Below are 24,493 nucleotides of genomic sequence, written 5' to 3'. Positions count from 1 at the left end.
GCCAGCCCCACCGTGCGCCGTCGGCGCATCGCTCGCGAGCTCCGCCAGCTCCGGGAACGGGCGGGCATGACCCTCGACGTGGCGGCCCGTCAACTCGACATGTCCAAGAGCAACCTGTCCCGGATCGAGAACGCGCAGATCGGCATCAAGCCCCGCGACGTGCGGGCGGCGCTCGCCCTGTACCAGGTCACCGGCGCGGACGCCGAGGCACTGATCGAGATCGCCCGGGGCGCGCAGCAACGCGGCTGGTGGCAGAACTACAGCGACGTGCTGCCGGAGTGGTTCGAGTTCTACGTCGGACTGGAGGCCGAGGCGGCGACGCTGCGCACGTACGAGGCCGAGTCGGTGCCCGGGCTGCTGCAGACCGAGGCGTATGCCCGGGCGATCTTCCGCCGCACCGCCGGCGAGGACGGCCTGGAGCGCAAGGTCGCGGCCCGGCTGCGCCGCCAGGAGGTGCTGCACTGCGACGACCCGGTCGAATTGTCGGTGGTCCTCAACGAGGCCGTGCTGTTGCGCCCGGTCGGCGGCCCCGCCGTGATGGCCGAGCAACTGGTCCACATGAGCCACATCGCACAGTTACCCAATGTGACAATTCAGGTACTGCCGTTCGCGGCCGGCGAGCATCCGGCGATGACCACCCCGTACGTGATCCTCAACTTCGCCGACGCCGCCGACGCGTCAGTGGTTTACCTGGATAACCTGACGATGGGCCTGGCTCTGGAGGATGCCGATCATGTGCTCGGGTATAGCCTTCTGCACGAGGAGCTGTGCCGGATGGCACTCGATCCGGGGGCGTCGCTGACCCACCTCAAGGAGGCTTCTCGTAACTTTGCGTGACCGCGTCTGCGGCACGCCGACGCAGACGAGAGGTACCACGGATGACGGCGCTCGACCTGACCCGGGCGGACTGGCGCACCAGCACGCGCAGCAGTGGCAACGGCAACTGCGTGGAGGTCGCGACAGTCGACGGTCGGATCGCCGTCCGGGACAGCAAGGACCGCTCCGGCCCGGTGCTGGCGTTCGGCTCGGCCGCCTGGGTGTCGTTCCTGCACGGTCTCGGCGAGGTCCGCCGGGGCTGAGTCTCCGGCACCGGTGCGAGACTGGGCCGTGCTCTCCGACGTAACAGCGGACCTGCCGGTCCGTCCGGCGTTGCCGGCGCTGCTGACCGCGCTCGACGCGGCCGGCGCCGCGGTGCTGGTGGCCCCGCCGGGCACCGGCAAGACCACTCTCGCGCCGTTGGCGGTGGCTGACCGGGTCGACGGCCGGGTGGTGATCGCCCAACCCCGACGGGTGGCGGCGCGTGCCGCGGCCCGGCGGATGGCCGAACTGCTCGGCGAGCGCGTCGGCGAGCGGGTCGGCTACGCCGTACGCGGCGAGCGTCGGGTCGGTCCGGCCACCCGGATCGAGGTGGTCACCACCGGCCTGCTGGTCCGCCGGCTGCACCACGACCCGGAGCTGCCCGGCACGGGTGCGGTGCTGCTCGACGAGTGTCACGAGCGGCAGCTCGACGCCGATCTCGCACTGGCGTTCACGGTGGAGGCCCGAGCCACCCTCCGGCCGGACCTGTGGCTGCTCGCGATGTCCGCCACGCCGGACACCGACCGGTTCGCCGCGCTGCTGGGCGGGACCACCGCCGCACCGGTGGTCCGGGCCGAGTCGGCGCTGCAGCCGGTACGGCGGATCTGGGCGCCGACGGCGCGGCCGGTCGCGCCGTCGGGGGCCGGGCCGGTGGACCGTGCCCTGCTCGACCACGTGGCCGCCACGGTCCGGCGGGCGCTGCGCGAGCACGACGGCGACGTGCTGGTGTTCCTCCCCGGGGCCGGTGAGATCGCCGCGGTCGCCGGCCGGCTCGGCGACCTGCGGGACACCGTCGACCTCCTGCCGTTGCACGGTCGCCAGCGCGCCGCCGAGCAGGACGCGGCCCTGCGACCCCGCGGCCCGGACGGCCGGCGGCGCGTGGTGCTGTCCACCGCGCTGGCCGAGACGAGCCTCACCGTGCCGGGCGTACGGGTGGTGGTGGACGCCGGACTCTCCCGGGTGCCCCGCATCGATCTGGCCCGTGGGCTGGGCGCGCTGATCACCGTGCCGGTCTCGCGGGCCGCCGCCACCCAGCGGGCCGGCCGGGCCGGCCGGGAGGCCCCGGGGTACGTCTACCGCTGCTGGTCCGAGGCGACCCACGAGCGGCTGCCCGCCCGGCCGGAGCCGGAGATCGCGACGGCGGACCTGACCGGGTTCGCGTTGGAGCTGGCCGCCTGGGGGCGCCCGGACGGCGTCGGGCTGGCGCTGCCCGATCCACCGCCGGCCGCGGCGATGGCGGTGGCCCGGGACACCCTCGAGACGCTGGGCGCGGTCGATCCGACGGGCCGGATCACCGGGCGGGGCCGGGTGATCGCCTCGGCCGGGGCGCACCCGCGACTGGCCCGTGCGCTGCTCGACGGCGCCGGTCGGGTCGGCGCGGACCGCGCCGCCGAGGTGGTGGCCCTGCTCGCCGAGGAGAGCGCGGCCGGCCCGGGCGACGACCTGGTGGCCGGCTGGCGTCGGCTACGCGCCGGGACCGACGCGGGCGCCACAGCCCGCTGGCGCACCGAGGTACGCCGGTTACGCGCCGCGCTGCCCGCCGGTGGGCGGGCCGCCTCGGGCGGACTCACCGACGATCTCGCCGCGGGGTTGCTGGTCGGCCTCGCGTACCCGGAGCGGCTGGCCCGGGTGCGCAGCGCGGGCGGGTCCGCGTACCTCATGACGGGCGGGACCGCCGCGGAGCTGGCGGTCGGGTCGGGGCTGGCCGGGTCCGACTGGCTCGCGGTGGCCGTCGCGGACCGCCGCCCGGGCACGCCGTCGGCGCGGATCCGCCGGGCCACCCCCCTGGACGAGGCGACCGCCCGGGAGGCCGCCGGCCCGCTGCTGTCCACGCGCCGCGAGGTGGGCTGGTCCGACGGGGACGTGGTCGCCCGGGAGGTGACCCGGCTGGGCGCGATCGAGCTGGTGGCGCGGCGGCTGGACCGCCCGGACCGGGCGGAGGTGGCGGCGGCGCTGCTGACCGGCCTGCGCCAGGAAGGGCTGGGGCTGCTGCCGTGGACGCCGGCGGCACGGGGGCTGCGCGAGCGGATGGCGTTCTGCCGGCACCACCTCGGCGACGAGTGGCCCGACGTCGGCGACGAGGCGCTGCTCGCGGCCGCGCCGACGTGGCTGGGGCCGGAACTGGCCGCCGCCCGCCGACGCGCCGACCTGAGCCGGGTGGACGTGACGTCGGCGCTACGCCGGCTGCTGCCATGGGCGCAGGCCGCGCGCCTCGACGAGCTCGCGCCGGAACGCATCGAGGTGCCCAGCGGCTCGCGGATCCGGGTGGACTACGCCGACCCGGCGGCGCCGGTGCTGGCGGTCAAGCTCCAGGAGACGTTCGGCTGGCCGGCCGCCCCGCGCATCGGCGGTGGCCGGGTGCCGGTGCTGCTGCACCTGCTCTCCCCCGCCGGCCGACCGGTGGCGGTCACCGCGGATCTCGCCTCGTTCTGGCGTACCGGCTATGCGCAGGTCCGCTCGGAGCTGCGCGGTCGCTATCCCCGCCATCCGTGGCCGGAGGACCCGGGCACGGCGACGCCCACCCGGCGTGCCGCGCCGCGTCGGCGCTGAGGAGGGCTACTCCTCGACGACGTCGGCCACCACCACTGTGACGTTGTCCGGCCCGCCGGCGTGCAGCGCCAGGTCGATCAGCTTGCCGGCGCAGGCGGACCGGTCCGGGTAGCCGGTGAGCACCTCCGCCAGGGTGTCCGGGCGGACGACGTTGGAGAGGCCGTCGCTGCACAGCAGCCAGCGGTCGCCGGCCCGGGGCACCATCGTCGCGTACGACGGTGAGACGTCCTCGCCCTGCAACGCCTGGGTGACGACAGCCCGGCGCGGGTGGCTGCTCGCCTGGTCCGCGGTGATGACGCCCTGGTCGACGAGCATCTGGACGAAGGTGTCGTCGCGGGTGACCTGCTTGAGCACACCCTCGCGGAACAGGTAGGCCCGCGAGTCACCGACGTGGGCGAGGGCCAGGCAGCTGCCGGTACGCGCGAAGAGCAGGGCGGTCAGCGTGGTGCCCATGCCCTGGCGCTCGGGGTCGTCGGCGACCGCCTGCCGGATGCGGGCGGTGGCCAGCGCGATGCCGTCCTGCAGGGCCGCCACCAGAGCGTCCTCGGGTGTCTCCACGTCCAGCGGAGCGACCGCGTCGATGGTGAGCGAGCTGGCCAGGTCACCGGCGGCCATTCCGCCCATGCCGTCGGCGACGGCGACGAGCCAGGTGCCGGCGTGCAGGGCGTCCTGGTTTCCGCTGCGGATCAGCCCACGGTCGCTCGTTCCCACGGAACGCAGCTTCAGGGTCATGGGAGGCAGCCTGCCAGGCGAAGGGCGCAGTTGTCTCTAGGAGATCAGGACGACGGGGCGTGGCGCGGTCAATCTCACGTTGCCCGGCCGACGCGACGACGGTGCGCGACCGGACCGGCCGCCCTCGTCGCGCGCCAGAACCCATCCAGTCAGATCAATTGACACGGCGATCCGCCACTGGAAACATCGAGCCGATACTTGGGAGCGCTCCCAGGTTTTGCCGCACCACCGCACACCATCACCGTTCCTCTTCCCGTCCCGGAAGGACTCCCCGTGACGCCATCCCGACGCCGCCTCCTCCTGGCCGCGGCGACCACCCTGGCCCTCACCGGCGCGGGCGCCGGCGCGGCCCACGCCGACCCTCCACCGGACGCCCCCGAGCAGATCGACAACGGCGACTTCAGCGCCGGTGTGAGCCCCTGGTTCTCCTTCGGCACCGGCGCCCTCGCGGTCACCGACGGCCGGCTCTGCACCACAGTCCCCGGCGGGCTGGCCAACCCCTGGGACGCCGGCATCGGCCAGGACGGGGTGCCGCTGATCGCGGGCGCCGAATACACCCTCGGCTTCGCCGTCTCCGCCACCCCCGGCGCGGCGGTCAAGGCCGTGCTGCAGCTCGGCAGCGCCCCGTACACGACGTACGCCGCCGTGGACGCCACCGCGACCGGCACCGCCCAGCGGGTCGAGCAGACCTTCACCGTCCCGGACGACAACCCGAACGCCCAGCTGATCTTCCAGGTCGGCGGCAGCGCGCAGGCGCAGACCATCTGCCTGGACGACGTCTCGCTGCGCGGCGGCGAGCCGCCCGCGCCGTACGAGCCGGACACCGGGCCGCGGGTGCGGGTCAACCAGGTCGGCTACCTGCCCGGCGGCCCGAAGAACGCCACAGTGGTCACCGAGGCCACCGCGGCGCTGCCCTGGCAGCTGCGCTCGGCCGCCGGCGCGGTCCTGGCCAGCGGCACGACCACCACGCGCGGCGTCGACGCCGCCTCCGGGCAGAACGTGCAGACCGTCGACTTCTCCAGCTACCGCACGCCCGGCAGCGGGCTGACCCTGACCGTCGACGGCGAGACCAGCCACCCGTTCGACATCTCCGGCACCCTCTACGACCGGCTGCGCGCCGACTCGCTGCAGTTCTTCTACGCCCAGCGCAGCGGCATCGCCATCGACGGTGACCTGATCGGCGACGAGTACGCTCGCCCCGCCGGTCACCTCGACGTGGCCCCCAACAAGGGCGACACCAACGTGCCCTGCCAGCCCGGCGTCTGCGACTACTCGCTCGACGTGCGCGGCGGCTGGTACGACGCCGGCGACCACGGCAAGTACGTGGTCAACGGCGGCATCGCCACCTACCAGCTGCTCAACACGTTCGAGCGGACCAAGACGGCGGCCACCGCCGACGGCGGCGCGGGGCTGGCCGACGGCTCGCTGCGGGTGCCCGAGCGCGGCAACGGCGTGCCGGACATCCTCGACGAGGCCCGCTGGGAGCTGGAGTTCCTGCTGCGCATGCAGGTGCCGGCCGGCAAGCCCCTCGCCGGCATGGTCCACCACAAGATCCACGACCAGAACTGGACCGGCCTGCCGCTCGCCCCGCAGGACGACCCGCAGCCACGTGAGCTGCACCCGCCGTCGACCGCGGCCACCCTCAACCTGGCCGCCACCGCCGCCCAGTGCGCGCGGCTGTTCGCCAGCTACGACGCGGCGTTCGCCGGCCGCTGCGCCACTGCCGCGAAGACGGCCTACGCCGCTGCCAAGGCCCATCCCGCGGTGTACGCCAGCCCCAACGACGGCACCGGCGGCGGCGCGTACGACGACGGCAACGTCACCGACGAGTTCTACTGGGCAGCCGTCGAGCTGTACCTGAGCACCGGGGAGCAGTCCTACCTGACCGATCTGAGCGCCTCGCCGCACCACACCGGCGACGTGTTCGACCCTCGGGGCTTCGGTTGGCAGAGCGTCGCGGCGCTCGGCCGCCTCGACCTGGCCACCGTGCCGAACGGCCTGCCGGCCGCCGAACTGACCCGGGTCCGCGCCTCGGTCACCGGTGCCGCCGACGCGTACCTGGCCGAGCTGCGCCGGCAGGCGTACGGACTGCCGATGCCCGGTGACGCCGCCAGCTACTTCTGGGGCGGCAACAGCAGCATCATCAACAACGCCATCGTGCTGGCCACCGCCTTCGACCTGACCCGCAACGCCACCTACCGCGACGGCGCCGTCCAGGCGATGGACTACATCCTCGGCCGCAACGCCCTGAACATCTCGTACGTCACCGGCTGGGGCGAGCACAACGCCCAGAACCAGCACAGCCGGATCTTCGGCCACCAGCTCAACCCCGACCTGCCCCGCCCGCCCGACGGCTCCCTCGCCGGTGGCGCGAACGCGGCCCTGCAGGATCCGTTCGCGGCGCAGCTGCTCGCCGGCTGCAAGCCGATGTTCTGCTACGTCGACGACATCAACTCTTACTCGACCAACGAGGTCGCGATCAACTGGAACTCGGCGTTGGCCTGGATCTCCTCGTTCCTGGCCGACCAGGACGAGGCCGGCGCGGTGCCGGCCTCCACCTGCTCGGTGAGCTACGCCAACTACGGCGCCTGGGAGGGTGGCACCGGCTTCACGGGGCAGCTGACCGTGCGCAACACCGGCGCCACCGCCGTCAACGGCTGGACCGTACGGTTCGCGTTCACCGGTGACCAGCGCGTCCGGGAGGCATGGCTGGCGAAGGTCACCCAGGCCGGGGCGACGGTGACGGCACGCAACGAGTCGTACAACGCCAAGATCGCGCCCGGCGGCACTGTGACGTTCGGCTTCAACGCCACGACCAACGGCGGCGCCAACCCCAAGCCGGGTCTGGTCACCGTCAACGGAAACCCCTGCTCGCTGTCCTGAGCAGGCACGGCTGGTGGCCGCCCTCCCCCCGGGCGGCCACCAGCTCGGCTGGACCCGCGTACCTACCATCACGAACATGGATGGACGAACGTGGCTCCTGACCGGGGCGGCGGCAGCCGTGGTGCTGGCCGTCCTGGCGCTCTTCGCACTGCGGCGCAGTCGCCGGGCCCGGACCGACGGACCCGAGGAGACGATGCGCCGAGCGCGCCAGGCGATCCGGGCCAGCGGGTACGAGCAGCGCCGCCAGCGCCGTGGCAGTCTGCGCGGCAAGGGGTACGGCGGCGACGACAACCAGGCCTACAACAGCGGCGTCGCCAGCGACTCCGGCGGCACGCCCTGACACCCGCTTCCACAGTCGATGTGACGGGCAGCGGCATCGGACGGCAGAACGGCCCGCACCCGGCAGGTGCGGGCCGTTTCAGCGTGCCTCAGGGTCTGCGTCTCGCGCCCGGTGCGGTCGGTGCTCACGGCCACCCGGCCGCAGACGACTGCGCGGCACGGGCGCGCTGACCCACGGCACAACCGGGGCGCTGCAGCCAGGCGCTGCGGATCGCGCAGGTCGAGCTGCCGGACGCGCTGCGGATCGTGGCACGAAGGTTGTCGTACACCTGTTCTATTCTCGGTCCATGGTGGAGGAGTTGACGCAGGCTGAGGCGGCGGTCGCCGCGTGCGTCGACGCCCCGGCCTGGGCACTCATCGAGCCCGACCTCGTCGCGGCACTCGACACCGCCCACCGGCTCGAGCAGCGCCTGGCGGCCGTGCAGCTGGCCCTGGTGCGTGAGCTGGACGGTCGCGGCACGGCCCAGGCCCAGGGCGCGTCCTCGACGGCCGTCTGGTTGCGTGACCGGCTACGACTCACCGTCTCCGCCGCCCGCCGGCTGGTCGGCCTCGCCGGCTCGCTGGACGCCGGAGCGCCGGGGGTGCGCGCCGCGCTGGCCAGCGGCGACATCAGCGTGGAGCAGGCCCGCGTCATCGACGACACGGTCCGCACCGTGCACAACGCCGCAGGCGCCGAGGCCGCCGACAAGGCCGTCGGCGTGCTGGTCGGGTGGGCCGGGCAGTTCGAGCCGACCGTCCTGCGCAAGCTGGGCACGCGGATCCTCGACCACGTCGCCCCGGAAGTCGCCGACGCCGCCGCCCGGGCCGCGTTGGAGGCCGAGGCCCGCCGCTGCGACCGGGACCGGCACGTCACACTGTCCGAGTTGTCGGACGGCCGACTGCGGCTCAGCGGCACCCTGGACGCCGAGGCCGGCGGCCTGCTCCGCGCCGCGATCGACCCGCTGACCGCGCCATCCGGCCCGGACGACGCGCGCACTCCCGGGCAACGCCGCCACGACGCGCTCGCCGACCTCTGCCGCCTCACCCTGCGCACCGGCGAGCTACCCGAACACGGCGGCGAGCCCGCACAGATCGTCGTCACCACCAGCTTCGACACGCTGGCCCGGCAGCTCGACGCCGGCACCCTCGACACCGGCCCCCGTCTCACCCCGGAGACGGTCCGCCGCCTCGCCTGCGACGCCGCCATCCTGCCCGCCGTCCTCAGCAGCACCAGCCAGACCCTCGACGTCGGCCGACAACGCCGCCTCATCACCGGCCCACTCCGCCGCGCCCTCGTCCTGCGCGACCGCGGCTGCGCCTTCCCCGGCTGCGACCGCCCACCCCGCTGGTGCGACGCCCACCACATCCACCACTGGGCCGACGGCGGCAACACCAGCCTGACCAACGCCGTGCTCCTCTGCGGCCACCACCACCGACACATCCACCACGGCGACTGGACCATCCGCCCCGGCAACGACGGCCACCCCGACTTCATCCCACCCGCCTGGCTCGACCCCGAACAGATCCCCCGCCGCAACGTCTACCACCAGCGGACGTGACCAGAGCCCACCCCGACCAGGCACGAAGAGCCCGGCCCCGGAGCTCCTGCCACCGCGGCGTGCGGTGTGACGGGCGTCGCGTCGTTCGGGACCGCCAACTCCGCCCGGCCTGCCTAGCGTCGCCACCATGACTGTCAACGGCGACACGTTCGAACGGGCCACCGGGAGCAACCGGGCCACGCACCGCGCCCAGGTCACCGACGGCGATCTCGCCACCCCCGGCGACCGGGTCATCGACTTCGCCTCGGCCGTGGTCATCGCCCGCTGATGCGGGGCGTCTCGCCGCTGCCGCCGTCCGGGCGGCTGCGCACGCTCTCCCTCGCGACGTTGGCGAACACCGTCGGCTCGGGACTGTGGCTGACCGGCGCCGCCATCTATCTCACCCGGGACGTGGGGCTCTCGGCCGCGCAGGTGGGCGTCGGGCTCAGCGTCGCGGGGCTGGTCGGTCTGACCGCCAGCGTGCCACTCGGCGGTCTGGCCGACCGACGTGACCCACGTACGCTGCGGGCCGTCCTCCAGGTGCTCCAGGCGGTCGTCGCGGCAACGTACCTGCTGGTCGGCTCGTTTGCGGTGTTCCTCGTCGTCGCGGTGCTCGACCTGCTGCTGGCCTCGGGCAACCTCGCGGTCCGCGCCGCGCTGGTCGCCGCCGTCGCCGGCCCGCAGGGCCGGGTGCACGCCTTCGCCACGCTACGGGCGGTGGCGAACCTGGGCATCGGGGTCGGGGCGGGTCTGGCCGGGTTCGCGCTGGCCGCCGACACGCACCTGGCGTACCAGATCCTGGTGGCCGGCAACGCGGCCACTTATCTGGTGTCGGCGGCGCTGCTGTTGCGGCTGCCGGCCTGTCCCCCAACCGCGCAGCGCCGGGCCGCGCCGGCCCCCACCGCGCAGCCCTCGTCCGCGCGGCCCTCGGTGCCGGCCTCGACCGAGCAGCCATCGACCGCGCTGGCCCCGACCGAGGCGGCCCCGACCGCGCTGGCCCCGACGGCCGCTGCCCACCGTGGGCGGCCGCTGCGTGACGGCCGCTTCCTCGCGGTGAGCGGCGCGTCGGCGGTACTCGCCCTGCATCAGACGATGCTCACACTGGTGGTGCCGCTCTGGGCGGTGACAGTGGTCGGAGCGTCCCCGCCGGTCGTGTCGGCGGTACTGCTGACGAACACGGTGCTCACCGTCCTGCTGGCGGTGCGGTTGAGCCGGGGCGCGGACACCGCCGCTCCCGCGGCGCGGACGATGCGCCGGGCCGGCCTGGTGCTGGCCGCCGCGATGCTGCTGTACGCGGCCACGGCCCGCCTGCCCACCACTGCGGCCGTCGCACTGCTGCTGGTCGCCACCGTCGTCTACACCGCCGGTGACCTGTGGCACTCCGCTGGCGGAGCGGGACTCGCCTACGATCTCGCTCCGCCGGGCGCGGTGGGCGCCTACCAGGGAGCGGACGGCATGCTGGCCGGTCTGGCCCGTGCCGTCGGCCCGGCCCTGTTGACGCTCGTGGTGCTCGACGGCGGGATGCCCGGCTGGGTGGCCGTCGGTGCGCTCTTCGCCGCGGTGGGTCTGGCCAGCCCCGCGCTCACCCGCTGGGCCCTCGCCGGCCGCCCCGCGACGCCGCCCCCGGCAACGCCGGACCGCGCTGGCCGGGTAAGCGGTGGCCAGCCTCCCGGCCGCCGCGACGCCGTGCCGGACCAGCCGGTGAACGATGCCGGCCGCCTCGCGACGCCGCCCCGGACCGGCCGGTGAACGGTGACCGGCCGATCCTGCGATGGGCAGGACCGGCCGGTCAGCGGCATTCGGACCCGGTCAGCCGATCTCCTCGTCGACGAAGCACCAGCGCCAGGCCTCGCCCGGCTGCGCCGAGCGGATCACCGGGTGGCCGGTGGACGCGAAGTGCTTGCTCGCGTGCTGGTTCGGCGACGAGTCGCAGCAGCCGACCTGGCCGCAGCTCAGGCAGGTACGCAGGTGCACCCAGTAGGTGTCGCCGCTGGCGACGCAGTCGGCGCACTCGTCGGGGGTGCGCGGTTCGGCAGTGCCGGCCTCGGTCAGGTGCTGACAACTCACTGCTCGACCTCCTGCCGCAGCAACGACTCTTCCAGGTCCAGGTCACGATAGGCCCGCACCAGCACCTCCTCAGGAATTCGACCGGCGTCCCGGGCGGCCCGGAACACGTCCCGCTCGGCGTCGATCATCTCTTGTCGCAGCCGACCGTACGCCTGCGACGGGGTTTCCCGCTCGTCGCCGCCGAGCCGTTCCCAGGCCATGTTGGTGCGGTCCTCCTGCACCCGGCGCAGCCGATCCACCACGGATCCCGGCGCGCTCTCGGCCAGCTCCTCCAACCGGTCCCGTGCGGCCCGGCTGGCCTGCTGCTGCACTCCGGCGGCCGACAACGCGTCCTGCACCGGGTCGTCCTGGGGGAGCTTCAACCGTCGGGCGACCAGCGGCAGCGTCGCGCCCTGACCGACCAGGGTGACCACGATCACCGCGAAGGCCAACCAGATGAACAGGGCCCGGGGGTACGCCTCGTCGTCGGCCAGGGTCAGCGGGAGGGCCAGGGCGGCGGCGAGCGTCACCACGCCCCGCATTCCGGCCCAGCCGATGATGATCGGGACCTTCGGTGACGGGGCCGCATCCCGGCGGCGGATCCGGGGGACCAACCGGGCCAGGTAGGTGGCGGGGAAGAGCCAGACGAAGCGGGTCAGGAAGACGGTGGCGAGCACCCCGAAGGTGATCAGGACGAGTGAGCCGGTGGGCTCGTCGAGCTCGCGCAGCACCTCCCGCAGTTGCAGCCCGACCAGGAGGAAGACCAGTCCTTCCAGCAGGAACCGGACCAGCCGCCAGAACGCGCCGACCTGCAACCGGGACGCCGCCGACAGCAGTTGCGGCAGTTTGTGCCCGAGCACCAGACCGGTGACGACCACCGCGACCACGCCGGAGGCGTGCAGGTGCTCGGCGGTGAACACCACAGCGAACGGGATGATCAACGACAGGGCGTTGTCCAGCAGCGGGTCGCTGATCCGCCGGTGCAGGAAGCCGAACACCAGCGCCCCGAGCGCCCCGATCAGGATGCCGCCGCCGGTGGACCGCAGCACTTCGAGGGCGATCCGGTCGGTGCCGACGGCCGTGCCGATGGAGGCCATTGTCGCGACCCGCAGCAGCACCAGTGCGGTGGCGTCGTTGACCAGGCTCTCCCCCTCCAGGATCGTGACCACCCGGCGGGGCAGGCCGACGCGGCGCGCGACGGCCGTGGCGGCCACGGCGTCCGGCGGTGCGACCACCGCGCCGAGGGCCAGGCAGATCGCGAACGGGACCTGCGGCAGCAGCAGGTGCAGCACGACGCCCACCGCGAACGCGGTGAACAGCACCAGGCCCACGGCGAGCAGCAGGATCGGCCGGATGTTGTTCTTGAACGCCGGCACCGACGTGTCCAGCGCGGCGACGTACAGCAGCGGCGGCAGGATGCCGATCAGCACCAGCTCCGGTTCGAGCTCGATGTGCGGGAAGCCCGGCACGAACGAGAGCGCCAGGCCGAGCACGACCAACACGATCGGCGCGAGCAGGCCGAGCCGGCGGGCCAGCGCCGCGCCGAGGGTGGCGATCGCCAGAAAGACGACGACCGGAAACAGGCTTTCCATGGGGTACGAGCCTAGGGGTCGGGCGAGCGACGCCCGATCAGCCCGCCGAGCGCAGCTTGGGCAGCACCTCCGCGCCGAACGCGTCGATGAACCCGCGCTGCTCCTGCCCCACGTGGTGCAGGGCGATCTGGTCGAAGCCGAGCGCCGCGTACTCCTGGAGCCAGCCCACGTGCCGGCCCAGGTCGGCGGAGATGTTCACCACCTGGGCGATCCGCTCGGGCGGCACGTCGGCCGAGACCACGTCGAAGTGTTCGACGGTCTCCAGGTCCCAGCAGACCGGAGGGGTGAAGACGTTGCTGCGCCACTGGTCGTACGCGAGCGCCTCGGCCTGCGCCTGCTCCGGCGCCCAGGAGACATGCACCTGCAGGTGCAGTGGACCGCGCCCGCCGGCGTCCCGGTACGCGTCGATCATCTCGCGCAGGTGCTCCACAGGCGCGTTCACGGTGATCAGCCCGTCGGCCCACTCGGCGCACCAGCGGGCGGTGGCCACGCTGACGGCCGCGCCGACCAGCGCGGGCGGCTCTTCGGGGCGGGTCCACAGGCGGGCCCGGTCCACCCGGACCAGACCGTCGTGGCTGACCTCCTCGCCGGCCAGCAGTGCCCGGATCACGTCCACGCACTCGCGCAGCCGGGCGGCGCGGACATCCTTGCGCGGCCACGGGTCGCCGGTGATGTGCTCGTTGCTGGCCTCGCCGGTGCCGAGGGCCGCCCAGAACCGGCCCGGGTACATCGCGCCGAGGGTGCCGATCGCCTGCGCGATGATCGCCGGGTGGTAGCGCTGACCGGGGGCGTTGACCACTCCGAACGACATGCCGGTGGCCTGCAACGCGGCGCCCAGCCAGGACCAGGCGAAGCCGGACTCACCCTGCCGGGTGCTCCACGGGGAGAAGTGGTCGGAGCACATGGCGGCGTCGAAGCCGGCTCGCTCGGCGTGCATCACCGCCTCCAGCAGGGCGCGGGGTGGGATCTGCTCGTGGGAGGCGTGGAATCCGAACGACGTCATGGGCGCACTTCCTACCCATGACGCCGTCCGGTGATGCATACCGCGCGGGAAGCTACTCGGCGTGCGCGCCGGCACCGGCCGACGCGGCTCCCTCACCCACCCAGACCGTCTTGATGTTGCAGAACTCCCGCATGCCCAGCTCGGACAGCTCCCGGCCGTAGCCGGAGTTCTTCACGCCGCCGAACGGCAGCTCCGGGTAGGAGGTGGTCATCCCGTTGATGAAGACGTTGCCGGCGTCCAGGTCGGTGGCGAAGCGCTCCTGCTCGGCCGCGTCCCGCGTCCAGGCGTTGGACCCGAGGCCGAAGCTGGTGCCGTTGGCCACCTCGATCGCCTCGGCGTACGAGGACACCCGGTACAGGCCGGCGACCGGCCCGAAGACCTCCTCGGACCACATCCGCATCTGCGGGGTGAGGTCGGTGACCACCGTCGGCAGGTAGAACCACCCGTCGCCGGTGGGCAGCTCGCCGCCGCAGAGCACCGTGGCGCCGTTGTCCGCCGCGTCGCGCACCTGTGCGTGCACCTCGTCGCGACCGCGTTCGCTGGCCAGCGGACCCACGTCGGTGTCCGGGTCCATCGGGTCGCCGACGCGCAGCGCGGCCATGTTGGCGGCGAACTTCTCGGCGAAGGCGTCGAAGACGTCGGTGTGCACGATGAACCGCTTGGCGGCGATGCAGGACTGGCCGTTGTTCTGGCAGCGGGCCGTGGTGGCCACCTCGGCGGCAGCGTCGATGTCGGCCGAGGGCATCACCACGAACGGGTCGCTGCCGCCCAGCTCCAGCACTGTCTTCTTGAGCTCACGGCCGGCGATCTGGGCGATGGAACGCCCGGCCGCCTCGCTGCCGGTGAGGGTGGCGGCGCGGACCCGGGGGTCGGCGAGGATCCGCTCGACGGCGTCCGAGCCCACCAGCACTGTGGTGAACGCCCCCTCGGGGAAGCCGGCGCGACGGAACACGTCCTCCAGCAGCAGCGCCGTCTGCGGCACGTTCGAGGCGTGCTTGAGCAGGCCGGTGTTGCCGGCCATCAGCGCCGGCGCGGCGAAGCGCATCACCTGCCACAGCGGGAAGTTCCACGGCATCACCGCGAGCACCACGCCGATCGGCTGGTAACGGATGAACGCCCGGGTCGCCTTCACGGCGGCGGCGTCGGCCGGCTGGTCGGCGAGGAACGCGGGCGCCTTGTCGGCGTAGAAGCGGGCGGCGGTGGCGCACTTGGTCACCTCGGCCTGCGCCGCGACGTACGTCTTGCCCATCTCCGTGGTCATGATCCGGGCGATCTCGTCGCGCTCGGCGTCCAGCAGGTCGGCGGCGGCGTTCATCCACCGGGCGCGCTGGTCGACGCCTGTGCCGCGCAGCTGCTGGTACGCGAGGTCGGTGCGCTCGATGGCGGCGTCGAGCTGTTCGGTGGACATCGCCTCGTAGGTCTTGAGCACCTGTCCGGTGGCGGGGTTGGTGGTGGCGATGTGGGGCATCTCGTCCTCCTGTCACTCGAACAGCGAGTGTCGTACGCCTGGCTCCTCGCGGCGGCGAGCGGCGCGGCGGCGCTGGATCACGACCAGGTCGACCACGGCGACGACTGCGAAGATCGCGCAGAGCACGCCGAGCCAGGCGAGCCCCGCCCAGAACGCCAGCACCGCGAACAGCACCATGATCACCAACCCGAAGCCGGCGAGGGTGAGCCGGAGGTTCAGCGCGCTGTACGCGTGGCCGACCGTGCCACGGGCACGCCGGGGCTGCGATCTCGTCATACCTCCTGACCTACCCCCGATCGGCGCCGTTAACCGGCAGCCATCGGCCGCGCTGGTGGCGCTTATAGCACTCCCGCAGCGCGTTCGACGGCACTCGGCCACATACCCGACAGCAACTTCCCGCCCGACCACGTCCAGCGCATACAGTTACCGCGCTGTCGCTCTGTGCTGCTAGACGGGGGATGTCATGCCTCGACGCTGGGTTGCCGCCCTGGCCTGTCTCGCCGCGCTTGTGGCGCTGGCCTGCGAGGGAGGCACGTCGGCCTCCCCCCGTCCGACGAAGAGCGCACCGTCGTCCGGCGGGCCTGGCGGCATCGCCGCGCTCGGCGACTCGATCAGCACCGGCTTCGCCTCCTGCCTGGTGCTCACCTCCTGCGAGCGCAACTCCTGGTCGACCGGGGACGGCCTGCGGGTGCAGAGCCACTACCGGCGGCTGCTCGACCAGAATTCCGCGATCCGCGGCAAGGCGTACAACCACGCCCGGCCCGGCGCCCGTGCCGACGCCCTCGAAGGCCAGGCGCAGGCGGCCGTACGCGACCGGGCCGACTACATCACCGTGCTGATCGGCGCCAACGACATCTGCCGGGGCGGGGTGGACGCGATGACCCCGGTGACGCAGTTCCGGGCCGACGTCGACAGGGGTCTGCGGGTGCTGCGGACCGGCCGGCCGAAGGCCCGGGTGCTGGTGGTGAGCATCCCCGACCTCTACCGGCTCTGGGAGGTGGGGCACGGCGACGCGCGGGCGGCACGCGCGTGGCGGCGGGGCATCTGCCCGGCGCTGCTGGCCAACGCGACGTCGACGGCGCCCGCCGACAAGGCCCGCCGGGCCGCCGTGCGGGCCCGGATCGACGCGTACAACGCGCAGTTGGTGGCGGCCTGCCGGGCGTACGGCTCGCGCTGCCGGCACGACGGGGGTGCGGCGCACAAGGTCCGCTTCACCCTGGACCTGCTCAACCCGCTGGACTGGTTCCACCCCAACGCCACCGGTCAGGGTCGGCTGGCCGAGGTGACGTGGCGCTCGTCCGGCCTGGCCGACTGAACCACCCGAGGGTGGTTCAGGAGCGGCGAGGCTCCGGGACGGCGGTGCCGCGCCGGCCGTAGAGCGCCCGGGAGCGCTCGGCGAGGTCCTTGGTGGCGGACGAGTTGGCCCAGGTGCCGAGCACTATCGCCGCACCCGGGACGATCTTGGCGACGAGTCGCTTGGCCGCCCGGACGCCGGCCATCTGGGCCAGCCGGACGCCGAGCTGCAACATCACCCGCCCGAGCGGGCGCTGGCCGCCCAGGCCGAAGAGCGCGTCGGCGCGTTCCCGGCCGGCGGCCACCCCGAGCGCCAGGCGCGCACTCTCGGCGACCTTGTGCACCCGCTGGAGCACGAGCAGATCGGTGGCCCGGTCGCTGTGCAGCGGGTCGACGTCGTACGCGGCGGCGATGTGCAGGACCATGCGCGCCTGGGTCCAGGCCAGCACGCCGACGTCGAGGACGGCCCCGGGCAGCCCGGCCGCTCCGGAGACCGCCCCGGACAGGCGAGCCAGGTTGACGAACTTGCGGGCCGCCTGGTCGGCGAGGACGTCGGACGAGACACCGGGGTGCTCGCTGCGGGCGCGGGCGGCCCACTGCGCGGCCTCCGGCCCGAGCCGGCGCACCGCCTCCAGGGCGAGGTGCTCCGGGGCGTACTGCGGATCGTCGCGCATCCGGTCCCAGAGTCGGGCCGGCGGCCCCTCGGGCGCGGCCACCGGCACGGCCGGCAGGCCGGCCGATGGCTCGGGCGTGGACGCGGCGGGCTGACCGCCGGCGGGCGGGGTGTCGGTCACCGGGTCTCCCCAGGGGTGGGTACGGGCAGGATGGCCGGTGGCGCGGTCAGCGGCGGCGGTTGGACAGTCGCGCCGCCAACCCCTTGAGCTTCTGCTGGTTGTCGGGCTTGGCCAGCTCGCGCCGACCCCGGTCCACCAGCTGCTGACCCTTGGGCGATCTCAGGAAGGTGCTGATCCGCTGCATCAAAGACATAACGTCCTCCTGTCGGTGATCCCTCAGTCATGTGTACCCCGAACCCGCAACGGATGTACCCGGGACGCGACAGGCTCAACCCTCACCGTCCACAGTGGTCGGTAGGCTACCGCCCGGCCGGCACGATGGCGTCGACGACCCGGGTGGCCCGCCACTCGTGCTGCTGGTAGTGCTCGGGGTACGCGGAGACCTGCACCGCCTGCGCGGCGTCGGTGAGCCGCATCTGCTGCCAGCCGGGCACCTGCTCCAGCGCGCTGAGGAACTGCCGGGTGGCGAACTCGGGGTCCATCAGCCGGCCGACCGGGCCCCAGCCGCTGCTGGAGCGCTGCTGGAACAGACCGACCGAGTCGTGGTCCCAGCCGACGCCCTGGTGCGGGTAGTTCTGCGACTCCGGCAGCACGCCGCTGGCGACGTTGTAGAGGTTGCTCTCCTGCATGGCTGTCGCCACCGCGATGACCAGGCCACGGCGCGGGACGCCCATCTTGCGTCCGGTGCGGACGATCGCCTCGGCGTTCTCCATCTGGTCGTCGCTCAGGCCGACGACCGGCGCCGGGTCGGTCGGCTGAGCCGAGGCGACCTTGCGGGCACGCGCGGTGGTGTCCGGGTCGGCGGAGGTAGCCGAGGCGGACGGGGTGGCAGAGGGGGTGGCGGCACGGTCGAGAGAGCGGGAAGCGCTCTGCTGCTCGGCGCGCTGCGCCAGCTCGGTGCTGCTGTCGGCACGCGTCGCCGCGCCGGCGGTCTCGTCGCGGACCTGTGCGACAGCGGCCAGACCGAGGCAGCAGACCACGCCGGCGGCGAGGGCCACCTGGGCGCGGCGCCGACCGGTCAGGTCGCGGGCGTACGCCCGAAGCCGACTCGCGGCGGTTGTCCGTTCGGCTGAGGTGCCTTCCTCCGTTTCGGTAGTGGGGCTGCTCGGGGCGTACGGGTCGTCGAGGGTGCCGTCGTCACGCATCAACCGAGGCTAGGCAGGCGGAAACCCCGATCACGCACAGTGATCACGTGGCCCTCGCCACAGAATCAGGGTCTCCGGGTGGACGAGCGGGGCGGCTCGACCCGCCCGGGGAACGGACCTCGCGTACCGGAGAAAACCGGCGCGGCACGTGGGCCGGCACGGACGGCGACAGGGACGGACATCGGGCCGCGAGGACCGACATGATCGACAAACTCGGCCTTTGGGCCGAACCGCCCATCGGCCGAACGACGTAATCGGGTGGTTCGTCCGATCACGCCCAGCCGACGGTCGACGGATCGCCCGACGCAGGAATGCGCCAGGATGGCGGGTACGTTGCCCGAATCGGGTGCCGTCCACCGTGTCGGCATCCGCGTAGGCACATTTCAGGGAGGTCCGCACCGGTGCTCGACCCACACGAGCTCTATCAGCTCACCGACGATCTGCCCGACCTCGGGCAACCGGTCCTGGTCCAGGCCCTGACCGGGTTCGTGGACGCCGGCAACGCCAGCCGGCTGGCCCGCGAGCAGCTGCTCACGTCGCTCGAGGGCCGGCCGATCGCCACCTTCGACGTGGACCAGCTCTTCGACTACCGCTCCCGGCGACCGGTGATGACCTTCGTCGAGGACCACTGGGAGAGCTTCGACGCCCCCAAGCTGGAGCTGCACCTGCTGAACGACGACGACGAGACACCCTTTCTGCTGCTCACCGGCCCCGAGCCGGACCTGCAGTGGGAGCGGTTCACCGCCGCCGTCGCGGGGCTCGCCGCCCGCTTGGACGTACGCCTCACCGTCGGGCTCAACTCGATCCCGATGGCGGTGCCGCACACCCGGCCGACCGGCGTGACCGCCCACGCCACCCGTCCGGAGTTGATCAGCGGGTACGAGCCCTGGCTGCAACGGGTCCAGGTGCCCGGCAGCGTCGGTCACCTGCTGGAGTTCCGCCTCGGCCAGCAGGGCCGCGACGCGCTCGGGTTCGCCGCGCACGTGCCGCACTACGTGGCGCAGACCGAGTATCCGGCCGCTGCCGAGGTGCTCCTGAGCGCGGTGTCGCGCAGCACGGGGCTGCTGCTGCCCGGCGACGGGCTGCGCTCGGCCGCCGAGGTGGTCCGGGTGGAGATCGACCGGCAGGTCGCCCAGACCGAGGACGCCGCAGCCCTCGTCCAGGCCCTGGAGGAGCAGTACGACGCGTTCGCCCGCGGTCGCGGCGAGCGGAACCTGCTCGCCCCCGACGCCGGCCCGCTGCCCACCGCGGACGAGCTCGGCGCGGAGCTGGAACGGTTCCTGGCCGAACAGACCCGTCCCGGCGACACCCCGGGCAGCTGACCCGGCGACACGGCAGCGGATGCGGCAGGGTGGAGACATGCGCCTGGCGACCTGGAACGTGAACTCGGTGAAGGCCCGGCTGCCCCGGCTGTTGGAGTGGCTGGCCGGCACCGGGCCCGACGTCGTCTGCCTGCAGGAGACGAAGTGCCCGGACGGCGCCTTCCCGGTGGCCGAGGTGGGCGAGCTGGGCTACACCGTGGCCAGCCACAGCGACGGCCGCTGGAACGGGGTGGCGATCCTGTCCCGGGTCGGCCTGGACGACGTCCGCGTCGGCTTCGCGGGTGAGCCGGGCTTTCCCGCACCGGAGGCCCGCGCGATCTCCGCCACCTGCGACGGGCTGCGGGTCTGGTCGGTGTACGTGCCCAACGGCCGCACGCCGGACGACCCGCACTACGCGTACAAGCTGGCCTGGTTCGCGGCGCTGCGCGACGCGTTGGAGGCGGAGCTGGCCGGCGGCCCGCCGTTGGCCGTCTGCGGCGACTTCAACGTCGCACCGACCGACGCCGACGTCTGGGACCCGGCAGTGTTCACCCACTCCACGCATGTCACCCCGGCCGAGCGGGCCGCCCTGGCCGCGCTGCGCGACCTCGGGCTCAGCGACGTGGTGCCGACCCCGATGAAGGGGCCACACCCGTTCACCTACTGGGACTACCGCGCCGGGATGTTCCACCAGAACAAGGGCATGCGGATCGACCTGGTGTACGCCTCGGCCCCGTTCACGCGGGCGGTCCGCTCGGCGTACGTGGACCGGGAGGCCCGCAAGGGTAAGGGCCCCTCCGATCACGCCCCGATCGTGGTCGACGCCGATCTGGTCCCCGCCGTCGAGGCGTTCTGAGCGCCGGCGCTCCCGCGGGAGGGCGCCGGCGCTGGCTAGGGTGGGCAGATGGCAGTCGTGAAGATCAACGCAATCGAGGTTCCGCCGGGCGCGGGCGCCGAGTTGGAGAAGCGGTTCGCGGCTCGGGCGGGCGCGGTGGAGAACTCCCCCGGCTTCCTCGGCTTCGAACTGCTCCGCCCGGTGGCTGGGGAGACCCGCTACTTCGTCTACACGAGGTGGGAGAGCGAGGAGGCGTACCAGGCCTGGGCCTCCGGCCCCTCCCGCGAGGCCCACGCCGCCGCCCCCGGCGACAAGCCCCGCCCGCCGGTGTCCAGCGGCGCCAGCCTCCTGGAATTCGAGGTCGCCCTGCACGTCCCTGCGCCCTGACCCACCTGCCGACGATCCTGGGCTCGTCGGAACCCCGCCCGGGCGGTGACCTGCGCTGATAGCGTCCGGCCATGTTCGACGGGTTCGAAGAGTTCGACATCCCCACGTCCGGCGCGACGATCCACGGACGCCGGGGCGGCAGCGGGCCACCCGTGCTGCTCCTGCACGGCATCCCGGAGACGCACCTCATGTGGCACACGGTGGCGCCCCGGCTCGCCGAGCACTTCACGGTCGTCGCCACCGACCTGCGCGGCTGGGGAGACAGCGGCACACCGCCGAGCACCGCCGATCACGAGCCGTACAGCATGCGCGCCATCGCCCGTGACCAGATCGAGGTGATGCGGCGCCTGGGTCATGACCGGTTCCACCTGGTCGGCCATGATCGCGGGGCCCGGTGCGCGTACCGTCTCGCGCTGGACGAACCGGACGCCGTCACCCGGCTGGCGGTCATGGACGTCGTGCCGGTCGGGGACGTCTACAACCGCGCCGACAAGGCGTTCAGCCTCTCCTACTGGGTCTGGTCCTTCCTGGCGGCGCCGGCGCCGGTGCCCGAGCAGTTCATCGGCGCGGCGCCCGCCGTGCTCGTCGACTACATGCTCGGCACCTGGCCCACGGTGAAGGACGCCTTCCCTGCCGAGGTGCGGGCGGCGTACGTCAGGCAGTTCAGCGACCCTGACACCGTCCACGCGATCTGCGAGGAGTTTCGCGCGGCCGCGACCCTGGACTACCAGCAGGACGAGGCGGACCGCGGCAACCGGAAGATCCTCTGCCCGCTGCTGTTTCTCTGGAGCCAGGAGGGTCAGGTCGCGAAGCTCTACGACGACCCGATCGCGATCTGGCGGGAGTGGGCCGACGACGTACGCGGCGGGCCCGTGCCGGTCGGGCACTTCATCCCGGAGGAGGCCCCCGACGAGACGGTTCGCCAGCTCCTGGACTTCCTGCGCTGACGCGGCCCGGCCGTACTGCTTGATCCACTCGGGTTCGGCGAAACCGGTCTGTCCGGGTCAGCCGGACACCGCGACTTCAAGGATTCCGAGTCGATCAAGCGCCAGGGTTCGTCCGAGCAGGCGGGCGGGCGGGCCGGGTCCGTCTCACGGCTTGCGCGACGACTGGAGGGTGGCGAACGCGATCACGTTGTCGGCGTAGCCGGTGCGACCGCCGATGAACTGGCCGCCGCAGGTGATCAGCCGCAGACCGGCGGGGCCGTCGTGGCCGTAGATCCGCTCGGCGGGCAGCCGGTCCTTCGGGAAGTGCTCGACGGTGTCGATCTTGAACACCACCGTCGATCGGTCCGCCCGGGCCACCTCGATCAGGTCACCGGGCTTGAGCTTGCCCAGGTCGTAGAAGACCGACGGGCCGCTCTTGGTGTCCACGTGCCCGACGATGACCGCCGGACCGGGCTCGCCGGGCGTCGGCCCACGGTCGTACCAGCCGGTCTCGTTGTGCCGTTCCAACGGCGGTACGGCGATCGTGCCGTCTCGCGCCTGCCCGACGGGCGCCACCGGCGCCTCCACCTTGATCGCCGGGACGGTGAGCCGCACCGGGCGACTGGCCGACAACCCGACCGTCTCGCTGCGCGGTGGGCGGTCACCGCCCGCCGGGGTCCAGTCGAGCGGGCCGACCGAGCGGCCCAGCCCAGCCCCGGTGGCGAAGACCCCCGCCAGCACCAGCACCACAGCCAGCGGCACCGACCAGGGGCTACGGCCCGACGGACGGCTGCGCCGAGGAGCGACGGCGGTCGGCGGCCGGCTCGCGACCGGTGGTCTTTCGGAGGCCGGTGGTCTTTCGGCGACCGGCGGCCGCTCGGCAGCGACTCGCGAATCGCGCGCCGGACGCGAGCCAGCGGGCGGACGCGAGCCAGCGGTCGGCGCCGCGCCGTCGGGTGCCCACGAACCGGCGGGCGGGCCCGAGCCCGTGGGCGGGCGGGAGCCGGCGGGGGGTGGCGTGGGGCGGAAGATCTCCATGGCGGGCTCAGTGGCGCGCGACGCCACGGACGGCGCGGGGCCGACGCAGGGCCACCACGGCGAGGATCAGCCCGGTGATGGTGAGCGCCGCACCGCCGGGCAACAGCAGCTTGCCGGTCATCCCCCCGGAGGTGCCGCCGAAGCCGGTGGCCGGGCCCCGGCTGGGCTGGGGGGACGGCACCTTCTTGACCACCTGGAGCATCGTCGACGCGGTCTCGCCGTCGCGGCACTCCAACTTGACCCGGTAGTTGCCGGGACGGGTGCGCTCGCGCACCATCGGCGCGGCGGTGAGCACGCCGCGCTGCGGTTGCACGCCGATGGCGCCGAACGCGTCGGAGACGACTGTGGCGCCCACCGAGTTGTCCCGACAGCTGGCCCGGATGCCGACCAGGTAGCCGGGCTGCACCGTGCTGGGGCTCACCTCGACGAAGACGTCCACCGGGGCGGGCTGCGGTGCGCCCCCGGGTTGGCTCTCGGGCTGACCCCCGGGCGCCGGCGCGGCGAACACGAGCGGGCCGGCGACGGGCACGAGACCGGCGGAGACGAGGGCAGCCGGCGCGGCGAGCACCGACGCGGCGGCCACGGGACCGCCGGCGGCGGGTGCGGCGTGTGCGGGGGCGGCGGCCAGCAGGGGGCCGGCGAGCACGGTCACCACCGACAGGGTCACGCCGCCGCGGGTCACTGCCACGATGCCCCCTCTCGACGCCGTAGGACCGCGCCGGGCAGCGGACCGCCCGGCCTGCCGTACCAGATCGATCCTCTCATTACCTGTCGCACATCACATCCGATCCGCGGACGACGTCGCGTACGCTCGGGTCGCTGTGACCACCACCGACCCTGACCCCGCCGCCGCCCCGCCCGCGGGCCGGACGATCCGCACCTTCCACCCCCGACGGGGCCGGATGAGCGGCCGCCAGACCGACGCGCTGGAGCGGCTCTGGTCGACCTACGGCCGGGACGTGTCGGGCGAGCCCGTCGACCTGACCGCCCTGTTCGGCCGCCGGGCCCCGGTGGTGCTGGAGATCGGCTCGGGGATGGGCGACAGCACCGCCGCGATGGCCGCCGCCGACCCGGATCGAGATTATCTGGCGGTCGAGGTGCACACGCCGGGAATCGCGAACCTGCTCGACCTGGTGGACCGCGGTGGCCTCGGCAACGTACGGGTGGCCGAGGGCGACGCGTTGGAGCTGGTCAGCGGCCTGCCCGAGGGTGTCCTGGACGCCGTACACATCTTCTTTCCCGACCCCTGGCCCAAGGCCCGCCACCACAAGCGGCGGATCATCCAGCCGGCGCACGTGGCGCTGCTGCGCTCCCGGCTGGTTCCCGGCGGGACGCTGCACTGCGCGACCGACTGGGCCGAGTACGCCGAGGCGATGCGGGAGACCCTGGACGCCGACCCGGAGCTGGTCGACGCGTACGGCGGCTTCGCGCCGCGTCCGGCGCACCGCCCGGTGACGAAGTTCGAGCGGCGGGCGATCACCGCGGGGCGGCCGGTCGCCGACCTGATTTACCGCCGACGGTGACGAGCCGGCCCGGACGGGTGCCCGCCGGAGGTCGGGTTGGCGCG

The 24,493-nt window shown here is 73.5% G+C and carries 25 protein-coding genes; 14 read left to right on the top strand and 11 right to left on the bottom strand.

All coding sequences use genetic code 11. The features are described 5' to 3' along the window. The first annotated feature begins 12 nt into the window (after positions 1–12). Genes ACLQ27_RS22640 through hrpB form a run of 3 tightly spaced genes read left to right on the top strand, consistent with a single transcriptional unit; the run spans position 13 to position 3,627 of the window. Positions 13–837, top strand: a complete 825-nt coding sequence (locus tag ACLQ27_RS22640; RefSeq protein ID WP_425868708.1) for a helix-turn-helix domain-containing protein — start codon at positions 13–15, stop codon at positions 835–837. A 41-nt stretch (positions 838–878) separates the two neighbouring features. Further along, positions 879–1,079, top strand: a complete 201-nt coding sequence (locus ACLQ27_RS22635; protein ID WP_425868517.1) for a DUF397 domain-containing protein — start codon at positions 879–881, stop codon at positions 1,077–1,079. A gap of 28 nt (positions 1,080–1,107) precedes the next feature. Then, positions 1,108–3,627: an ATP-dependent helicase HrpB gene (hrpB, locus tag ACLQ27_RS22630; protein ID WP_425868706.1), complete on the top strand. Its 2,520-nt coding sequence runs from the start codon at positions 1,108–1,110 to the stop codon at positions 3,625–3,627. A gap of 6 nt (positions 3,628–3,633) precedes the next feature. Here hrpB and ACLQ27_RS22625 read toward each other — a convergent pair whose 3' ends face one another. Continuing rightward, positions 3,634–4,359 (bottom strand): PP2C family protein-serine/threonine phosphatase, encoded by a 726-nt coding sequence (locus ACLQ27_RS22625; RefSeq protein ID WP_234587811.1) that lies wholly within the window; start codon positions 4,357–4,359, stop codon positions 3,634–3,636. 273 nt (positions 4,360–4,632) lie between these two features. Here ACLQ27_RS22625 and ACLQ27_RS22620 point away from each other — a divergent pair, with 273 nt between their 5' ends. From ACLQ27_RS22620 to ACLQ27_RS22600, 5 genes are all read left to right on the top strand, one after another. Continuing rightward, positions 4,633–7,242 carry a glycoside hydrolase family 9 protein gene (locus tag ACLQ27_RS22620; protein WP_425868514.1) on the top strand — a complete coding sequence of 870 codons (2,610 nt, stop codon included), beginning with the start codon at positions 4,633–4,635 and terminating at the stop codon, positions 7,240–7,242. A gap of 76 nt (positions 7,243–7,318) precedes the next feature. Continuing rightward, positions 7,319–7,582 (top strand): hypothetical protein, encoded by a 264-nt coding sequence (locus tag ACLQ27_RS22615; RefSeq protein ID WP_357497427.1) that lies wholly within the window; start codon positions 7,319–7,321, stop codon positions 7,580–7,582. Positions 7,583–7,868: 286 nt separating this feature from the next. Further along, entirely contained in the window at positions 7,869–9,119 is a 1,251-nt protein-coding gene (locus ACLQ27_RS22610) for a DUF222 domain-containing protein (protein WP_425868512.1), read from the top strand. Positions 9,120–9,246: 127 nt separating this feature from the next. After that, positions 9,247–9,387 carry a hypothetical protein gene (locus tag ACLQ27_RS22605; RefSeq protein WP_234587815.1) on the top strand — a complete coding sequence of 47 codons (141 nt, stop codon included), beginning with the start codon at positions 9,247–9,249 and terminating at the stop codon, positions 9,385–9,387. Next, positions 9,387–10,847 carry an MFS transporter gene (locus ACLQ27_RS22600; protein ID WP_425868511.1) on the top strand — a complete coding sequence of 487 codons (1,461 nt, stop codon included), beginning with the start codon at positions 9,387–9,389 and terminating at the stop codon, positions 10,845–10,847. The genes ACLQ27_RS22605 and ACLQ27_RS22600 overlap by 1 nt, the downstream gene beginning before the upstream one ends. Positions 10,848–10,907: 60 nt before the next feature. Here the strand turns inward: ACLQ27_RS22600 and ACLQ27_RS22595 are convergent, their stop codons facing one another. From ACLQ27_RS22595 to ACLQ27_RS22575, 5 genes are read right to left on the bottom strand one after another with little or no spacing between them, the layout of a single operon-like run. Next, on the bottom strand, positions 10,908–11,165 hold the full coding sequence (locus ACLQ27_RS22595; RefSeq protein ID WP_234587817.1) for a UBP-type zinc finger domain-containing protein: 258 nt from the start codon (positions 11,163–11,165) through the stop codon (positions 10,908–10,910). Continuing rightward, positions 11,162–12,736 (bottom strand): Na+/H+ antiporter, encoded by a 1,575-nt coding sequence (locus ACLQ27_RS22590; protein WP_357497419.1) that lies wholly within the window; start codon positions 12,734–12,736, stop codon positions 11,162–11,164. Before ACLQ27_RS22590 ends, ACLQ27_RS22595 begins: the two co-directional genes overlap by 4 nt. Before the next feature lie 37 nt (positions 12,737–12,773). After that, a complete protein-coding gene (locus ACLQ27_RS22585) occupies positions 12,774–13,739 on the bottom strand; it encodes a TIGR03885 family FMN-dependent LLM class oxidoreductase (RefSeq protein WP_234587821.1) in 966 nt (321 codons plus the stop codon). 52 nt (positions 13,740–13,791) lie between these two features. Continuing rightward, complete coding sequence (locus ACLQ27_RS22580; RefSeq protein ID WP_425868508.1) at positions 13,792–15,207, bottom strand: NADP-dependent succinic semialdehyde dehydrogenase; 1,416 nt, start codon at positions 15,205–15,207, stop codon at positions 13,792–13,794. A 12-nt stretch (positions 15,208–15,219) separates the two neighbouring features. Then, positions 15,220–15,483, bottom strand: coding sequence for a DUF6343 family protein (locus ACLQ27_RS22575; RefSeq protein WP_354858297.1), 264 nt, complete (start codon positions 15,481–15,483; stop codon positions 15,220–15,222). Between the two features lie 187 nt (positions 15,484–15,670). Between ACLQ27_RS22575 and ACLQ27_RS22570 the strand changes: the two genes are divergently transcribed. Then, on the top strand, positions 15,671–16,522 hold the full coding sequence (locus tag ACLQ27_RS22570; protein WP_357497415.1) for a GDSL-type esterase/lipase family protein: 852 nt from the start codon (positions 15,671–15,673) through the stop codon (positions 16,520–16,522). A 16-nt stretch (positions 16,523–16,538) separates the two neighbouring features. Here ACLQ27_RS22570 and ACLQ27_RS22565 read toward each other — a convergent pair whose 3' ends face one another. The 3 genes from ACLQ27_RS22565 to ACLQ27_RS22555 all read right to left on the bottom strand — a co-directional run bounded on the left by ACLQ27_RS22565 (position 16,539) and on the right by ACLQ27_RS22555 (position 18,439). Beyond that, the gene (locus ACLQ27_RS22565) at positions 16,539–17,294 is read right to left on the bottom strand and encodes an EcsC family protein (protein ID WP_357497413.1); all 756 of its coding nucleotides are present in this window, start codon (positions 17,292–17,294) and stop codon (positions 16,539–16,541) included. A gap of 46 nt (positions 17,295–17,340) precedes the next feature. Next, positions 17,341–17,487: a hypothetical protein gene (locus ACLQ27_RS22560; RefSeq protein ID WP_007457988.1), complete on the bottom strand. Its 147-nt coding sequence runs from the start codon at positions 17,485–17,487 to the stop codon at positions 17,341–17,343. Between the two features lie 106 nt (positions 17,488–17,593). Further along, positions 17,594–18,439 (bottom strand): peptidase M23, encoded by an 846-nt coding sequence (locus ACLQ27_RS22555; protein WP_357497411.1) that lies wholly within the window; start codon positions 18,437–18,439, stop codon positions 17,594–17,596. Positions 18,440–18,840: 401 nt separating this feature from the next. Between ACLQ27_RS22555 and ACLQ27_RS22550 the strand changes: the two genes are divergently transcribed. The 4 genes from ACLQ27_RS22550 (at position 18,841) to ACLQ27_RS22535 (ending at position 21,909) form a co-directional block, all read left to right on the top strand. Next, entirely contained in the window at positions 18,841–19,761 is a 921-nt protein-coding gene (locus ACLQ27_RS22550; RefSeq protein WP_234587836.1) for a proteasome assembly chaperone family protein, read from the top strand. A gap of 37 nt (positions 19,762–19,798) precedes the next feature. Beyond that, entirely contained in the window at positions 19,799–20,596 is a 798-nt protein-coding gene (locus ACLQ27_RS22545; protein ID WP_357497408.1) for an exodeoxyribonuclease III, read from the top strand. A gap of 48 nt (positions 20,597–20,644) precedes the next feature. Continuing rightward, on the top strand, positions 20,645–20,962 hold the full coding sequence (locus tag ACLQ27_RS22540) for an antibiotic biosynthesis monooxygenase family protein (RefSeq protein WP_234587840.1): 318 nt from the start codon (positions 20,645–20,647) through the stop codon (positions 20,960–20,962). Between the two features lie 71 nt (positions 20,963–21,033). Next, complete coding sequence (locus ACLQ27_RS22535; protein ID WP_425868505.1) at positions 21,034–21,909, top strand: alpha/beta fold hydrolase; 876 nt, start codon at positions 21,034–21,036, stop codon at positions 21,907–21,909. Between the two features lie 144 nt (positions 21,910–22,053). Here ACLQ27_RS22535 and ACLQ27_RS22530 read toward each other — a convergent pair whose 3' ends face one another. Beyond that, on the bottom strand, positions 22,054–22,650 hold the full coding sequence (locus tag ACLQ27_RS22530; protein ID WP_425868503.1) for a class F sortase: 597 nt from the start codon (positions 22,648–22,650) through the stop codon (positions 22,054–22,056). A gap of 283 nt (positions 22,651–22,933) precedes the next feature. Further along, a complete protein-coding gene (locus tag ACLQ27_RS22525) occupies positions 22,934–23,617 on the bottom strand; it encodes a hypothetical protein (protein ID WP_425868704.1) in 684 nt (227 codons plus the stop codon). A 130-nt stretch (positions 23,618–23,747) separates the two neighbouring features. Here ACLQ27_RS22525 and trmB point away from each other — a divergent pair, with 130 nt between their 5' ends. Further along, entirely contained in the window at positions 23,748–24,449 is a 702-nt protein-coding gene (trmB, locus tag ACLQ27_RS22520; protein WP_425868501.1) for a tRNA (guanosine(46)-N7)-methyltransferase TrmB, read from the top strand. The last annotated feature ends 44 nt before the right edge of the window (positions 24,450–24,493 follow it).

This window comes from Micromonospora sp. DT63 (genome assembly GCF_049841615.1).
GTDB lineage: Bacteria > Actinomycetota > Actinomycetes > Mycobacteriales > Micromonosporaceae > Micromonospora.
This window is presented reverse-complemented; position numbering and strand designations above follow the sequence as displayed.

Bases quoted from the DNA above. Each gene is read 5' to 3' on its own strand.
- ACLQ27_RS22585 (WP_234587821.1), bottom strand. From the start codon at position 13,739: ATGACGTCGTTCGGATTCCACGCCTCCCACGAGCAGATCCCACCCCGC.
- ACLQ27_RS22555 (WP_357497411.1), bottom strand. From the start codon at position 18,439: ATGCGTGACGACGGCACCCTCGACGACCCGTACGCCCCGAGCAGCCCC.
- ACLQ27_RS22635 (WP_425868517.1), top strand. From the start codon at position 879: ATGACGGCGCTCGACCTGACCCGGGCGGACTGGCGCACCAGCACGCGC.
- ACLQ27_RS22610 (WP_425868512.1), top strand. From the start codon at position 7,869: ATGGTGGAGGAGTTGACGCAGGCTGAGGCGGCGGTCGCCGCGTGCGTC.
- ACLQ27_RS22600 (WP_425868511.1), top strand. From the start codon at position 9,387: ATGCGGGGCGTCTCGCCGCTGCCGCCGTCCGGGCGGCTGCGCACGCTC.
- ACLQ27_RS22540 (WP_234587840.1), top strand. From the start codon at position 20,645: ATGGCAGTCGTGAAGATCAACGCAATCGAGGTTCCGCCGGGCGCGGGC.
- ACLQ27_RS22575 (WP_354858297.1), bottom strand. From the start codon at position 15,483: ATGACGAGATCGCAGCCCCGGCGTGCCCGTGGCACGGTCGGCCACGCG.
- ACLQ27_RS22560 (WP_007457988.1), bottom strand. From the start codon at position 17,487: ATGTCTTTGATGCAGCGGATCAGCACCTTCCTGAGATCGCCCAAGGGT.
- ACLQ27_RS22580 (WP_425868508.1), bottom strand. From the start codon at position 15,207: ATGCCCCACATCGCCACCACCAACCCCGCCACCGGACAGGTGCTCAAG.
- ACLQ27_RS22625 (WP_234587811.1), bottom strand. From the start codon at position 4,359: ATGACCCTGAAGCTGCGTTCCGTGGGAACGAGCGACCGTGGGCTGATC.
- ACLQ27_RS22615 (WP_357497427.1), top strand. From the start codon at position 7,319: ATGGATGGACGAACGTGGCTCCTGACCGGGGCGGCGGCAGCCGTGGTG.
- ACLQ27_RS22545 (WP_357497408.1), top strand. From the start codon at position 19,799: ATGCGCCTGGCGACCTGGAACGTGAACTCGGTGAAGGCCCGGCTGCCC.
- ACLQ27_RS22535 (WP_425868505.1), top strand. From the start codon at position 21,034: ATGTTCGACGGGTTCGAAGAGTTCGACATCCCCACGTCCGGCGCGACG.
- ACLQ27_RS22605 (WP_234587815.1), top strand. From the start codon at position 9,247: ATGACTGTCAACGGCGACACGTTCGAACGGGCCACCGGGAGCAACCGG.
- ACLQ27_RS22570 (WP_357497415.1), top strand. From the start codon at position 15,671: ATGCCTCGACGCTGGGTTGCCGCCCTGGCCTGTCTCGCCGCGCTTGTG.
- ACLQ27_RS22590 (WP_357497419.1), bottom strand. From the start codon at position 12,736: ATGGAAAGCCTGTTTCCGGTCGTCGTCTTTCTGGCGATCGCCACCCTC.